Below are 12,317 nucleotides of genomic sequence, written 5' to 3'. Positions count from 1 at the left end.
TGAAAATGGACCCTCGTATCGTAATGACACAGGGGGGTAAAGAAAACATGCATTCCGCGGGATACGTAAAACTTTAAATATAAGGTTAACGCAACCGTGATTTGGGCGCCGCTTTCGCAACATTTTTCCCGGCCATTCATTAACCCGTTGTCCACTGGAATCGCCTAGTTTTCTGGCGGCCGAAGAAAATGGAGTTCGAGTTCATGCGTGGCGAAAGCGGCATTGCCTTCTCAATGCCGGGGGGCGACGTATCGGGAACGAGGCAGTCCCGGCCGGTCGATTTGGCACACCTTGCCCGGCAAACGATGGGCGACCGCGCCCTCGAGCAAGAGGTGCTGGCGCTATTTGTACAGCAGGCATTATCGGTGCGCGACAAAATAGTCGATGCCGACATCAAGGACCGGCTTCTGCTGGCTCACGGCTTGAAAGGGTCGGCCCGCGGCGTGGGCGCCTTTGCCATCGCCGACTGCGCCACCGATATCGAGCACCGGCCGGAGGACGTCCAGACCCTCAAGCGGCTCGGCGGGCTGATCGATGAAGTGCGCGACTTCATAGCCGCCATCAGTCGCTGATTCCGGTTTGTGACAAAAACGTCACGGAGCGCCGCTTTCGCGCGGCAGTTGACTTGTTTGCCGGAGTGATTATCTCGGGCGAAATTCCCTTTCGTCCCGGGCGAACCTCCCTTCGTCCCGGGCGAAACTCCCTTCAGGTGACAAATGACCAAGCTGACCTTCATCGCCCATGACGGCACACATTTCGACGTGGATGCCGAAAACGGTTCGACGGTCATGGAAAACGCCATCCGCAACGCCGTGCCGGGCATCGAGGCGGAGTGCGGCGGCGCCTGCGCCTGTGCGACCTGCCATGTCTATGTCGACGAGGCATGGACGGCCGAAGTCGGCGAGCCCGAGACGATGGAAGAAGACATGCTGGACTTCGCCTATGAGGTCCAGCCGAACTCGCGCCTGTCGTGCCAGATCAAGGTGCGCGACGCTCTCGACGGCCTGATCGTGCGGGTTCCCGAACGTCAGGGCTGAAATCCAGCATCGGCGATTTTTCCCGCTGACGCTTGGCAGCGGGCCAACGGTCATGCAGTCTCGCCTAGACTTTCGCAGCGAGGCGCATCATGACCGGCATCATCAGCACAGACGTCCTCATTGTCGGGGCCGGGCCGGTCGGCCTGTTCGCCGTGTTCGAGCTCGGCCTGTTGGACCTGAAGTGCCATCTGATCGACATTCTCGACAAGCCCGGCGGCCAATGCGCGGAACTCTATCCGGAAAAGCCGATCTACGACATTCCCGGCTGGCCCTCGATCTCGGCGCAAGGGCTCGTTGACAAGCTGCTCGAGCAGGTTGCGCCGTTCAAGCCTGACTTCACCTACAACCGCATGGTCTCCAGTCTCGAAAAGTTGGACGACGGCGGCTTTCGCGTGACCACGGACGAGAACGAGGTGTTCGAGGCCAAGGTGGTGGTGATTGCCGCCGGCGGCGGCTCATTCCAGCCGAAGCGCCCGCCAATTCCCGGCATCGAAGCCTTTGAAGGCGCGAGCGTCTTCTATTCGGTCCGCCGGATGGAGGATTTTCGTGGCCATGACCTGGTCATCGTGGGCGGCGGCGACTCGGCGCTTGACTGGACGCTGAACCTGCAGCCGGTGGCAAAGAGCGTGACGCTCGTTCATCGGCGGCCAGAGTTTCGCGCGGCGCCCGACAGCGTCAACAAGATGTACGCCATGCAGGAGATGAAGCAGCTGGAATTCAGGGTCGGCCAGGTGGCCGGACTTACCGGGGCCGATGGCCAGCTGGCATCGGCCACGATCAAGGGCGGTCCGGATGGCGACATCGAGGTGTCTTGTACGCGCATGCTGCCGTTCTTCGGGCTGACCATGAAGCTCGGCCCGATCGCGGAATGGGGGCTCAATCTCCACGAGAACCTGATCCCGGTCGACACCGAGAAGTTCCAGACATCGGTGCCCGGCATTTTCGCGGTGGGCGATATCAACTCGTATCCGGGCAAGCTGAAGCTGATCCTGTCGGGTTTCCACGAGGTGGCGCTGATGGCGCAGGCCGCCAAGCGCGTCATCAACCCCGGCGAACGCATCGTGTTCCAGTATACGACTTCGTCGACCAGCCTGCAGAAGAAGCTCGGCGTCTCGGGCTAATTATTCCGCCAGGATCGGCGCCGGATCGTCGACGTGGCCTCGAAGTTCTTTCTCGGGCATCAGGGTCAGCGCGATGAGGCCCAGTCCCAGAGTGCCGGCCGCGACGAGGAAGATCATCGCGAAGGGTTCGGCCGATACGACATGTCCCGCCACCTCAACGCCTTCACCGGCCAGCGGCAATCCGAAGCCCAGAGCGACGGCGCCGAGCATCGCGACCCCCAATGCACTGCCCAGCGAACGCAGAAAGGTAAGCACCCCAGTCGCTACGCCAAGATGCACGCGGTCGACGGCGTTCTGCACGGAGACGGTGGTTACCGGAAATGTCGTCCCGGTTCCCAGCCCGATACAGATGGTCAGGACCTCGACGACAAGCAGCGATGTATGGCCGGCGACAAAGGCCAGCAGGCCCATGCACAGGATTGCGAAGATGACGCCGACCATGGCGATGCGCTTGTAGTGGGTGAAGCGCGGTATCAGGCGGCCGCTGGAAGCGGCGCCGCCCACGGTTCCAAGCAGTAGGCCAAGCATTGCAATGCCCGACTCGCTCGCCGTCAGGCCAAGTATCGATTGCAGATAGACGGGCAGATAGACGGCAAGGCCGACGCTGGAGGCCTGGAGCAGGAACATCGACAGAGTGCCGGCCAGGACGATCGGGTTGCCCAGCACCTCGAGCGAAATGAGCGGTTCGGCCGCCCGCATCAGCCGCAGGGCAAAGGCGCCCCAGAAAAGCGCGGAGCACGCCAGGACGCCGATGACTTCCGGCGATAACCAGGGGTAGGCGCTGCCGCCCCAGTTCAGCGCCAGCAGCAACAGCGCTGTGGCCACGATGAGCAGCAATGCGCCGAGACCATCGATGCTGTGATTCTTGGCCGCGATCGGCAGCTTCTTGAGCGGCTTGTTGATGATCGCCATCGCAACAATGCCCAGCGGAATGTTGATCCAGAAGATGAGGGACCAGTGCAGATGTTCAGCAAAAGTGCCGCCCAGCAGCGGCCCGGCGACGCTGGCAACGGCCCAGGTGCCGGAGAACCACGCCGCATAGCGCGCCCGCTCGCGCGGCGGGACAAGATCTCCGACCACGGTCTGTGTCAGCGCGAAAAGGCCGCCGCCACCGGCCCCCTGGATCGCGCGCCCCAGGATAAGGACGAACATGTTGGGGGCCAGCGCGCTGACCAGCGATCCGGCGAGAAAGATGAGGATTGCCGCATAGACGGTCGGCCGCCGTCCATGGACGTCGGAAATCTTGCCGTAGAGCGGTGCCACGGCGGTTGCGGTCAAGAGATAGCCGGTGACGATCCATGGCAGGTATTCGGCGTGGCCGAGCGAGCGCCCGATGGTCGGCATGGCGGGCGCGACGATGGTCTGGTCGAGGGCTGCCAGCAGCATCGACAGGAGGACGCCGCCGATGATGGCGTTCTTTTCGCTTTCGGTCAGCGGCGCGTTCGCCGCCGCGATGACCTGCTTGTCGACAGCCTGGTCCATACTTCTCGTCCATGCGCTTTGCGCTGCCGCATCGGGTCTGTCTGTTGCATCCGCGGTGCGATCGATCGTGATGCTCGTGCTTCCAGCTTGTGGCTGTAGCAACCCTGGATATGTCGTTCCGTATAGGCCTATTTCGACTAGTGCTCGAAAAAAATCGAAACTGGCACTACGCTTCCGCCCGGTTGGCTTGCATCCAGGCCAACGGAAGCGGTGAGGAAATTCAGGTCGGCGGCGGCAATCGGCCACTTCCGATGCGCTCCATCCTGTAGCGCATCAGCCGCAGGATGCGGCTTTCGAAATTGGCGCCTTCGACAAGGTCAAACCGCACCTGATCCTGATCGTGTCTGGCTAGCTGAACCGCCGTGATCTCGGCGGCCTTGGCCTTTGCCGCATCGCAATCCTTCTGCGGATAGGTTGCCTTCAACGCGTCTTCGAGTGCACGGCCGTGGTTCTTGGCGATCTCGACATGGCGGTCTTCATGGCGCTTGATGTCGGCCGACAATGTATCCCAGAACAGCCGCACGTCGGCATCGGCTTTGCGCGGGCGGCGCCATTCGGGGAGGATCACCTTGACCTTGACGGTCACGACCGCGTCGGCGATCCGGCAGGAGCCGGACTGGCGGGCGTAGCTGATGCGTGTCGTGAAGGCCATCTGGGTGGCGCCAGGGTGGCGCGATCCCGTGCTTTTGACCTGCGGCCCGTGTTTGGCGAGTTGCTGCTCGATATCCTCCAGCGTTCTGCCGCCGATGGCGAAATAGCTGTATGTCTTCACCAGATTGGCCGCATCCGCCGGAACGGCGGCGGTAAGCAGCAGTGCGCAGAGCAGGGATCGTGTCATCATGTTGCCTCTTCGGTCACCTTGCTTTACGGCCTTTGCCGGCGCAACGGAACTGATCCGATGCGGATCACACATCGTTGATGACCTCTTGGTTGATGAGCCCATGGTTGATGCGCAATGACGGCGAGGCGATGGCAGCTGGCGCATGAGCGCCATCTCGAGCTTGGCGGCAAGGCCGTGGTGGTCGGCATCCTCAATGTCACGCCCGACAGCTTCTCCGATGGCGGCCTGTTTGATGCTCCCGAAACCGCGTTGGTCCAGGCGCGCCGCATGATCGGGGAAGGCGCCGCAATCATCGATGTCGGCGGAGAATCCACCCGGCCGGGCGCCGCCGCGATCTCGGCCACCGAGGAGCAGGCCCGTATCCTGCCGGTGATCGAGGCGCTGGCGCGTGCGGGCGACGTGCTGATCTCGGTGGATACCTATCGTGCGGAGACAGCGCGGCTCGCCGTGGCCGCCGGCGCGCACATCGTCAATGATGTCTGGGGTCTGCAGCGCGAGCCCGACATTGCGCGGGTGGCGGCCGAAACCGGCGCCGGGCTCGTCATCATGCATACCGGCCGGGATCGCGAGAAGCTTCCCGACGTGATCGCGGACCAGCTCGCGTTCCTGGGGAAATCGCTGGAGATCGGGCGCGGGCAAGGTGTCGCAGACGACCAGATCGTGCTCGACCCCGGCTTTGGTTTCGCCAAGGAGACAGCGGAGGAAAACCTCGACCTGATGGCACGGTTTTCCGAGCTCGGCGCGCTCGGCTTCCCACTGATGGCCGGGACGTCGCGAAAACGCTTCATCGGCACCGTCACCGGCCGCGACGCGGCCGACCGGGCTGCCGGGACGGCGGCGACCAGCGTCATTCTCCGGCTCAAGGGCGCGCATCTGTTTCGCGTCCATGATGTCGCAATCAACGTGGACGCGCTGGCCGTGGCGGATGCTATGCTGGCGCGGGAAACCGGATCGGAACGCTGAGCCATGTATGTCATCCGCATGAAGAATTGCGCCTTCTTTGCCCGGCACGGCGTGCTGGACGAGGAAGAAGCGCTCGGTCAGCGCTTCTATGTCGATGCCTCGCTCACCGTCGAGCCCGGACGCGCGCTCGTCGATGACGCCATCGGGGAAACGGTCAATTACGGCGTCGCCTTCACCGTCATTGAGGAAATCATCACTGGACACAGGCGTTTCCTGATCGAGGCCTTGGCCCTGGAAGTCGCAAAGGCTCTCACCGGGCGCTTTCCCCAGATCCGCAAAGCCGAGGTTACCGTTCGCAAGCCGAATGCCCCGGTGCCTGGCGTGCTCGATTACGTCGAGGTGACCGTTGTCTGGCCCGAGTAATACCGTCTATCTGAGCCTCGGCGGCAATCTCGGCGATCCGGCCAAGTCGATGGGGGCCGCGTTACGCCTGCTCGACGCCGATTCCGATACTGACGTGGCTGCCGTTTCTTCGCTCTACCGGACGCCGCCCTGGGGCAAGCTCGACCAGCCGGATTTCCTCAACGCGGCCGCCGAATTGTCGACACGGCTGTCGCCGCGGACACTGCTCGACCTCTGCCTCGATGCCGAGCGAAAGCTCAAACGCGTGCGTGAAGAGAGGTGGGGGCCGCGCCTGATCGACATCGACATCCTGGTGTTCGGCGACCGCATCATCCATGAAACGGGCCTCGAAGTGCCGCACCCGCGCATGCTGGAGCGCGCCTTCGTGCTGGCGCCGCTGGCCGAGATCGCGCCGGACCTTACCGTAGACGGAAAACGCGTTGTCGATCGCCTGGACGCGGTCGACGCGGCCGGCATCGAGCGGCTGCCATCCGGCCGCGACTGGTGGCTGCGCTAGACCGCAGAAATCAGCCGGAGAAACCACCGTCATCCAGGAACGCTTTTTCCTCAGCCGTCGTCTCGCGGCCGAGCATTCTGTTGCGGTGCGGGAAACGGCCGAAGCGCTGGATGATGTCACGATGTTCCAGCGCGTATTTCAGATTGAACTCGGCCCTGGCGGTGTGAAGTTCGACGGACAGTTCCTGGTCGGCAAGGTTTTCCGAATGTTCGAACGGCAAATAAAGGAACACTCGGACTTCCGGCTCCAGCACGACGTCATGGCCGGCAGCAACCGCCTTTTGCGCGAAGTGCTTTGCCAACGGGTCGGTCGCGAACATGTGGCCGGTGCCGCGAAAGCAATTGCGCGGAAACTGATCGAGCAGGATCATCAGCGCCAGCGAGCCTTCGGCACATCCTGACCAGTCGTCGTATTCACGGCGCGCGGCGGCGTAATGGAGGTCGAGGAAGCCGTCGCGGAAATCGGCATCGAAAGCGTTGTTCTTCTCGAACCACGCATCCTCGCCGGCGTCGCGCCAGAATTTGGTGACCGACAGGGCTCTGCTGTCCAGTTCCATTGCCTGATTCCCCAATTCAATTCGCCGGTTCGGATTTATGCAGGACGCCGGCCGTTTCCTCGTTGAGCGCCTGGCCGGGACGGCGGGGCGTGGAAAGCGGGGCCGGGATCGGCGTGCCGATATTGCCTTTCAGGAAACGCTGTCCCGAGCGGATGCCTTCGGCGAGCTGGGTCTCGAACCGGGCCGTGTCGCGGCGCCTGACGTCCTCGATCGTTTCGGCGACGTCTTCGGGATCGACGCCCAGCGCCTCGAGGGTCGAGCCACCAAAGACGAGCGCCGATTCGAAGGTTTCGCGCAGCTGATAGTCGACGCCGGCGCGAATGAGCTGCAGTGCCGTGCCGCGGTCGAACGCACGTGCCAGCACCGTAAGCAAGGGGAACTCCGCCTTGACGAGTTCGGCGATCCGGATGGCGGCGTCGGGCTTGTCGACACAGATGAGCACGGCCCGCGCGCGGCCGGCCCCGGCCGCGTGCAGGATGTCCAGCCGCGTGCCGTCGCCATAATAGACTTTGAAGCCGAAATCGGCGGCCGCCTGGATCATCTCGACATCGTTGTCGATGATCGAGACGTCGATGCCGCGCAAGAGCAAGGGTTGGCTCGCGATCTGGCCGAAGCGGCCGAAGCCGATGACCAGCACGCTGCCGGTCAGGCCGTCGGCGACTTCGACGCCGTCCAGCGACTGCTCGTCGCGCGGCGTGAAATAGCGCAAGGCAATGATCGCCAGCGGCGTCAGCACCATGGAGATGATGACGATCGCCGTCAGCGTCGCGTTTGCCTGGCCATCGATGATGCCAACGGCGGCGGCCGCGGAATAGAGCACGAAAGCGAATTCACCGCCTTGCGCCATGAAGACCGCGCGTTCCAGCGCCTCGCGGTGGCCTGATTTCAGGATGCGGGCGACGACGTAGATGCCGAAAGCCTTCATCACCATGTAGGCGACGACATAGATGGCGATCAGCTTCCAGTTCGCGGCCACCACATGCAGATCGAGCGACATGCCGACCGCAAGGAAGAACAGGCCGAGCAGGATGCCACGGAACGGCTCGATGTCGGCTTCGAGTTGATGGCGGAAGGTCGATTCCGAGAGCAGCACGCCGGCCAGGAACGCGCCCATCGCCATCGACAGGCCGCTGAGCTGCATGGCGAGCGCCGACCCGAGTACGACCAGAAGAGCCGCGGCCGTCATCACTTCGCGCGCACGGGCATCCGCCAGGATGCGGAAGAAGGGGTTGAGCAGGTAGCGTCCCGCCACCACCAGTCCGACGATCGCGGCGAGGCCGATGCCGACCTCGGTCAGCCGCTCCGACAGGCTGTTATCGGCACCGCCGGGCGCCAGGAAAGCGATCAGGGCGAGCAGAGGCACGATCGCCAGATCCTCCAGCAGCAGGATGGAAACGATGCGTTGGCCCTTGGGCGAGGCGATTTCGCCGCGTTCCTCAAGAAGCTGCATGACGATGGCCGTCGAGGTCAGCACGAAACCGGCGCCGGCGACGAAGGATTGCGCGATCGGAAACCCTCCGGCCATGCCGACACCGGTCAGCAGCACGGCGCATACCCCGACTTGAAGCGCGCCAAGCCCAAAGATCTCGCGGCGCAGGCCCCAGAGCCGCGACGGCTGCATTTCCAGGCCGATGATGAACAGGAACATGACGACGCCGAGTTCGGCGACGTGGAGGATGGCTCCCGATTCAGAAAAGACACCGATGCCGAATGGGCCGATCACCACGCCGGCGGCCAGGTAACCGAGAATCGAACCGAGACCCATGCGCTTGAAGATCGGGACGGCCACCACACCCGCCGCCAGCAAAGCCACCACCTGAATGAGATCGCTGCCTGATGCTTCCGCTGCCATGCCTCTTGTCCCTGTGTCCGACATCACTCCTTGCATGCAGTTGGAGCGGGAGGCAAGGGCGGGGAGCCTGCCAGGACGGGTAGGGTGCCGTTGGAGCGATTCCCCTGGTGGAACAACGGTCTCCGCTTGCCTGTCGGACGATTGGTGTCTATATCAGCCCGATGCTTGACTATTCGTCCCGGCCGGGTTCTCCGCCTCACATCCCGACGGATGCGCTCAGCGAAGTCCTACAGGACTTTCGCTTGAGTGGAGTCAATTATGGCCGCTGCGAGCTCCGACATCCTTGGAGCATAGAATTTCCGCAACAATCGCTGCTGCGTTTTCACTTTGTTGGTCAGGGTCCATGCTGGATTCATACCGAAGCTCAAGGCTGGCAGGAGTTGCGCGATGGCGATCTGGTGCTGCTGCCGCAAGGTATCGCCCATCGGCTGGCGAGTGCGCCGGACGTCGTGGGCGACTCGCTCGAGGGTTGCCAGGTGACCAAGTTGGGGGGCAACGTCTGCGAAGTGGTGCGGGAAGGCACGGGCGCGGCAAGCACCCTTTTCTGCGGCTCCATGGCCTTGGTTGCCTGTGCGCTAAACCCGCTGATTACGTTGATGCCGCCTATCATCAAGGGTTGCGACGTGGCCGGCAATGACCCGGTCGTTGGTCCTTTGCTGGCGGCTATGACTGCCGAAGCCGCGCAACCGCAGATGGGCAGCGCCACCATCTTGTCTCGGATGGCGGACTTGCTGACAGCCCGGCTCATTCGCTGCTGGGTCAATTGCACGGGGGCTTCGACCACCGGTTGGCTCGCGGCCATCCGCGACCCCCATATTGGCCGCGCTCTGGCAGCCATGCACAGAGACCCCGGCCATAACTGGACGCTCGAAAGCCTCGCCGGCCTGGCAGGCCAATCGCGCTCGATTTTCGCGAAGCGCTTCAGTGCGGTATTGGGAGAAGGCGCGGCACGCTATCTCGCCCGTCTGCGCATGCAGCTTGCCCGCGAGTTGTTGGGGCAAAACGGCTTGTCGGTGGCCGAGGTTGCTACCCGCTTGGGCTATGATTCCGAGGCATCCTTCGCGCGCGCCTTCAAGCGCATCACCAATGTCTCGCCGGGCGTTGTGCGCCGCACAATTCCAGGACGAATAGACATGAATTTCGGATTTTGAGATACATATCATCCGAAAAGACTCGTTTATGAAGATCTCCAAACTTTGGAGATCCTTCCGTGACTGACACAACATTACAGCTTGAAGACGCGGCGATAGACCTTGATGCCGCCGCGCCGGCCACGTGGAGTGCAACCACATGGTTCGCGGTCCTTTCGTTGGCGGCCACCAGCTTTGCGCTGGTGTCCGCCGAATTCCTGCCGGCAGGTCTGTTGACGCCGATGGCGCGCGATCTCGGCATCAGCGAGGGGATGGCCGGGCAGGTGGTCACCGCCACCGCTTCCGTCGGCGCCGTGACGGCCATGTTGAGCAATGTCCTCATCGGCCGATTGAACCGCAAGACGGTGCTTGTCGGCCTCATGGCCTTGGCGGTCGGTTCCAACATTCTTGCGGCGCTGGCGCCCAATTTCTGGCTGTTATTGTTGGGTCGGGCCGGGCTGGGGATCGCTCTCAGCGCTTTCTGGGCACTTTCGGTAGCCGTCGTGGCGAGGCTGGTTGGCGCCAATGCGACGGGGCGGGGCATGGCTATCGTCACCCTCGGCGTCTCGCTCGCAACAATTGCCGCACCGTCGATGGGTGCGTTGATCAGCGACTGGCTGGGTTGGCGCAGCGCCATGGCCATGACGGCGGGGCTGGCCTTGCTTGCCATGCTGCTGCAGTTACTCAGCCTGCCGACCTTGCCTGCAACGGCAAGCAATAGTCTTGCAGACGTCCTTCGGCTGACACGCCGGCGTGGCATTCAACTCGGTATGCTTGCTATCCTTTTGCTGATGACGGGGCATTTTGCCGGCTCGGTCTATGTACGTCCGTTTCTCGAACACGTGACGCTCCTTGCGACCGGGCCGATTGCCCTGGCGTTGCTCGGATTTGGCATCGCGGCTGTGATCGGCAATATTGCCGGTGGCCGCATGGCCGACGCCAATATCCACGTGGCTCTTGTGGTTACGGCCGCATTGATGGCGTTCGCGGCGCTGGCATTGGTGCTTTGGGGCGTGCACATCGGCGTTGCCTTTGGCTTCGCCACGCTATGGGGCTTCGCCTTCGGCATGGCGCCGGTGGTGCTGCCGACAAATCTGTCTCGCGCGGCGCCGGACGCGCTGGAAGCAGCGGGCAGCCTGATGGTCGCGTCCTTTCAGGTCGCCATCACCATCGGCGCGGTTGTCGGCGGTTATGTTGTGGACACTTATGGCCCGACAGCGCCTTTGACTGCGACTGCCATCCTTGCCGCATCGACGGCCGTCTTGGCGCTGCTACAACCGCGCAGCTGAACTTCGCCGCCACCGACACGGTAGCCTGAATCCGGCCGTTGGCAATGTTGCAGGCGCGTTACACAAGTTGACGTCGGTAACGCGTTGCTTGTTGCCACAATCGAAGGCTAAGCACGCTCGGCTTCGGCCATTGGGGGTGAGCGGCGATCATGTCCCACCCTTTTGAGGAGATGACTGACATGAAGAAGTTTTTGCTCGTTGCCGTCGGGCTGGCGGCGCTTGCCGGTTCCGCCTGTTCGAAGGCGCCGGAATGCACGACCGAGATGGCGACCAAGAAGGCGCAGGACATGGCCGCCGCGCTGCAGGAGGCGATCACCAAGGATCCCTCCAAGGCGGCTGACCTGACCGCCAAGGTCCAGGCGGTGACGACCAAATATCAGGGCTCCACGACCCTGGCCGACGCCTGCAAGGCGTATGACGAGGTGACCGCCGCGATCAAGGGCTGACGCCCGACTGTTTCAAAGGAGGCGGTGGCGATGGGCTGCCGCCTCTTTGGTTTTTTGGGGTGTATTCGAGCAATTCCAGGAAAGTCTGAAGCGATTTTCGTCGCTCAGTTCGGCGCGATGGAGCCGACTTCGACGGCATCGACCCGCTTAAGACTCATGCCGATGACCGGCACCAACTGGTCCTGAACGCGCACGGCGATCGTCACCGTCATCGAATTGTCGTCGGGAATGCGTGCCTGCATGACGCCACGCAGTTGGTTGCGGTTGATGGTGAAGACGACCTTGCGGGCGTCGACGACATTGCCGCCGATGATATCGAGCCCGGCACCGGCCGAGCCACCCATGAAGGAACCCTTGTAGTCGCGGCCCTTGCGCTCGATCTTGGCCGACATCGGCTGGGTGAACATGCCGACCCGGCAACCGCCGTCAAGCGTCATGCCCATCTTGCCGTCGGGGGTGGCGCCGGTGAAGCTGCAGTTGAATTTCGTGCCCTTGTACTTGCCGGCGACGATTTCGCCGGGGCCGATCCACTTGCCTTCGGCCGACTGGAAAAACTGCTTGTCCGGCTCTCCGGCGCAGGCCCCGGAGGCAATACCGGCGACCGCTGTGATCGCCGCCGCCAGGGGCAGGATGCTGGACAGAATTACGCTTTTCATCGACGACACCCGGCAACAACGAGACTGTTTGAAACCGGTTTGACCATGAAGAAGATTGGTTAATGCTTCGTCACCGGGAGCCTTC

At 62.9% G+C, this 12,317-nt stretch carries 14 protein-coding genes; 9 read left to right on the top strand and 5 right to left on the bottom strand.

Going from position 1 to position 12,317, the window contains the following annotated elements; translation table 11 throughout:
* The first annotated feature begins 203 nt into the window (after positions 1–203).
* From O7A70_RS11275 to O7A70_RS11265, 3 genes are all read left to right on the top strand, one after another.
* A complete protein-coding gene (locus O7A70_RS11275) occupies positions 204–572 on the top strand; it encodes an Hpt domain-containing protein (RefSeq protein WP_140503663.1) in 369 nt (122 codons plus the stop codon).
* A gap of 144 nt (positions 573–716) precedes the next feature.
* A complete protein-coding gene (locus O7A70_RS11270; RefSeq protein WP_337140444.1) occupies positions 717–1,037 on the top strand; it encodes a 2Fe-2S iron-sulfur cluster-binding protein in 321 nt (106 codons plus the stop codon).
* Between the two features lie 89 nt (positions 1,038–1,126).
* A complete protein-coding gene (locus O7A70_RS11265) occupies positions 1,127–2,158 on the top strand; it encodes an NAD(P)/FAD-dependent oxidoreductase (RefSeq protein ID WP_337140443.1) in 1,032 nt (343 codons plus the stop codon).
* On the opposite strand, the gene O7A70_RS11260 is transcribed toward O7A70_RS11265, so the two are convergent.
* The gene (locus O7A70_RS11260; RefSeq protein ID WP_337140442.1) at positions 2,159–3,640 is read right to left on the bottom strand and encodes an MDR family MFS transporter; all 1,482 of its coding nucleotides are present in this window, start codon (positions 3,638–3,640) and stop codon (positions 2,159–2,161) included.
* A gap of 220 nt (positions 3,641–3,860) precedes the next feature.
* Positions 3,861–4,481, bottom strand: coding sequence for a DUF922 domain-containing Zn-dependent protease (locus tag O7A70_RS11255; RefSeq protein ID WP_337140441.1), 621 nt, complete (start codon positions 4,479–4,481; stop codon positions 3,861–3,863).
* A gap of 114 nt (positions 4,482–4,595) precedes the next feature.
* Here O7A70_RS11255 and folP point away from each other — a divergent pair, with 114 nt between their 5' ends.
* From folP to folK, 3 genes are read left to right on the top strand one after another with little or no spacing between them, the layout of a single operon-like run.
* The gene (gene folP, locus O7A70_RS11250) at positions 4,596–5,444 is read left to right on the top strand and encodes a dihydropteroate synthase (RefSeq protein ID WP_337140440.1); all 849 of its coding nucleotides are present in this window, start codon (positions 4,596–4,598) and stop codon (positions 5,442–5,444) included.
* Positions 5,445–5,447: 3 nt separating this feature from the next.
* The gene (folB, locus tag O7A70_RS11245; RefSeq protein WP_023773903.1) at positions 5,448–5,807 is read left to right on the top strand and encodes a dihydroneopterin aldolase; all 360 of its coding nucleotides are present in this window, start codon (positions 5,448–5,450) and stop codon (positions 5,805–5,807) included.
* Entirely contained in the window at positions 5,791–6,303 is a 513-nt protein-coding gene (folK, locus tag O7A70_RS11240) for a 2-amino-4-hydroxy-6-hydroxymethyldihydropteridine diphosphokinase (RefSeq protein WP_337140439.1), read from the top strand. Before folB ends, folK begins: the two co-directional genes overlap by 17 nt.
* A gap of 10 nt (positions 6,304–6,313) precedes the next feature.
* Here folK and O7A70_RS11235 read toward each other — a convergent pair whose 3' ends face one another.
* Together O7A70_RS11235 and O7A70_RS11230 are read right to left on the bottom strand one after the other, a co-directional pair.
* Entirely contained in the window at positions 6,314–6,859 is a 546-nt protein-coding gene (locus tag O7A70_RS11235; protein ID WP_337140438.1) for a DUF924 family protein, read from the bottom strand.
* 16 nt (positions 6,860–6,875) lie between these two features.
* Positions 6,876–8,711, bottom strand: a complete 1,836-nt coding sequence (locus O7A70_RS11230) for a monovalent cation:proton antiporter-2 (CPA2) family protein (RefSeq protein ID WP_337140437.1) — start codon at positions 8,709–8,711, stop codon at positions 6,876–6,878.
* A 161-nt stretch (positions 8,712–8,872) separates the two neighbouring features.
* On the opposite strand from O7A70_RS11230, the gene O7A70_RS11225 reads away from it, so the two are divergent.
* The 3 genes from O7A70_RS11225 (at position 8,873) to O7A70_RS11215 (ending at position 11,576) form a co-directional block, all read left to right on the top strand.
* Complete coding sequence (locus O7A70_RS11225) at positions 8,873–9,862, top strand: AraC family transcriptional regulator (RefSeq protein ID WP_337140436.1); 990 nt, start codon at positions 8,873–8,875, stop codon at positions 9,860–9,862.
* Positions 9,863–9,921: 59 nt separating this feature from the next.
* A complete protein-coding gene (locus tag O7A70_RS11220) occupies positions 9,922–11,130 on the top strand; it encodes an MFS transporter (protein ID WP_337140435.1) in 1,209 nt (402 codons plus the stop codon).
* Positions 11,131–11,309: 179 nt separating this feature from the next.
* Positions 11,310–11,576 (top strand): hypothetical protein, encoded by a 267-nt coding sequence (locus O7A70_RS11215; protein ID WP_337140434.1) that lies wholly within the window; start codon positions 11,310–11,312, stop codon positions 11,574–11,576.
* A 104-nt stretch (positions 11,577–11,680) separates the two neighbouring features.
* On the opposite strand, the gene O7A70_RS11210 is transcribed toward O7A70_RS11215, so the two are convergent.
* Positions 11,681–12,232: a hypothetical protein gene (locus tag O7A70_RS11210; RefSeq protein ID WP_337140433.1), complete on the bottom strand. Its 552-nt coding sequence runs from the start codon at positions 12,230–12,232 to the stop codon at positions 11,681–11,683.
* Positions 12,233–12,317 lie beyond the last annotated feature (85 nt).

Origin of the sequence: Mesorhizobium sp. Cs1299R1N1 (genome assembly GCF_037179655.1) — a bacterium.
Classification (GTDB): Bacteria; Pseudomonadota; Alphaproteobacteria; order Rhizobiales; family Rhizobiaceae; genus Mesorhizobium; species Mesorhizobium salmacidum.
The sequence above is the reverse complement of the archived record's forward strand: the minus strand, read 5'-3'. Positions and strand labels throughout refer to the sequence as shown.

What these genes read in the sequence shown, in the direction of transcription:
- O7A70_RS11275 (WP_140503663.1), top strand. Translation starts at nt 204, where the DNA reads ATGCGTGGCGAAAGCGGCATTGCCTTCTCAATGCCGGGGGGCGACGTA.
- O7A70_RS11270 (WP_337140444.1), top strand. Translation starts at nt 717, where the DNA reads ATGACCAAGCTGACCTTCATCGCCCATGACGGCACACATTTCGACGTG.
- O7A70_RS11265 (WP_337140443.1), top strand. Translation starts at nt 1,127, where the DNA reads ATGACCGGCATCATCAGCACAGACGTCCTCATTGTCGGGGCCGGGCCG.
- O7A70_RS11260 (WP_337140442.1), bottom strand. Translation starts at nt 3,640, where the DNA reads ATGGACCAGGCTGTCGACAAGCAGGTCATCGCGGCGGCGAACGCGCCG.
- O7A70_RS11255 (WP_337140441.1), bottom strand. Translation starts at nt 4,481, where the DNA reads ATGATGACACGATCCCTGCTCTGCGCACTGCTGCTTACCGCCGCCGTT.
- folP (WP_337140440.1), top strand. Translation starts at nt 4,596, where the DNA reads ATGACGGCGAGGCGATGGCAGCTGGCGCATGAGCGCCATCTCGAGCTT.
- folB (WP_023773903.1), top strand. Translation starts at nt 5,448, where the DNA reads ATGTATGTCATCCGCATGAAGAATTGCGCCTTCTTTGCCCGGCACGGC.
- O7A70_RS11235 (WP_337140438.1), bottom strand. Translation starts at nt 6,859, where the DNA reads ATGGAACTGGACAGCAGAGCCCTGTCGGTCACCAAATTCTGGCGCGAC.
- O7A70_RS11230 (WP_337140437.1), bottom strand. Translation starts at nt 8,711, where the DNA reads ATGGCAGCGGAAGCATCAGGCAGCGATCTCATTCAGGTGGTGGCTTTG.
- O7A70_RS11225 (WP_337140436.1), top strand. Translation starts at nt 8,873, where the DNA reads ATGCTTGACTATTCGTCCCGGCCGGGTTCTCCGCCTCACATCCCGACG.
- O7A70_RS11215 (WP_337140434.1), top strand. Translation starts at nt 11,310, where the DNA reads ATGAAGAAGTTTTTGCTCGTTGCCGTCGGGCTGGCGGCGCTTGCCGGT.
- O7A70_RS11210 (WP_337140433.1), bottom strand. Translation starts at nt 12,232, where the DNA reads ATGAAAAGCGTAATTCTGTCCAGCATCCTGCCCCTGGCGGCGGCGATC.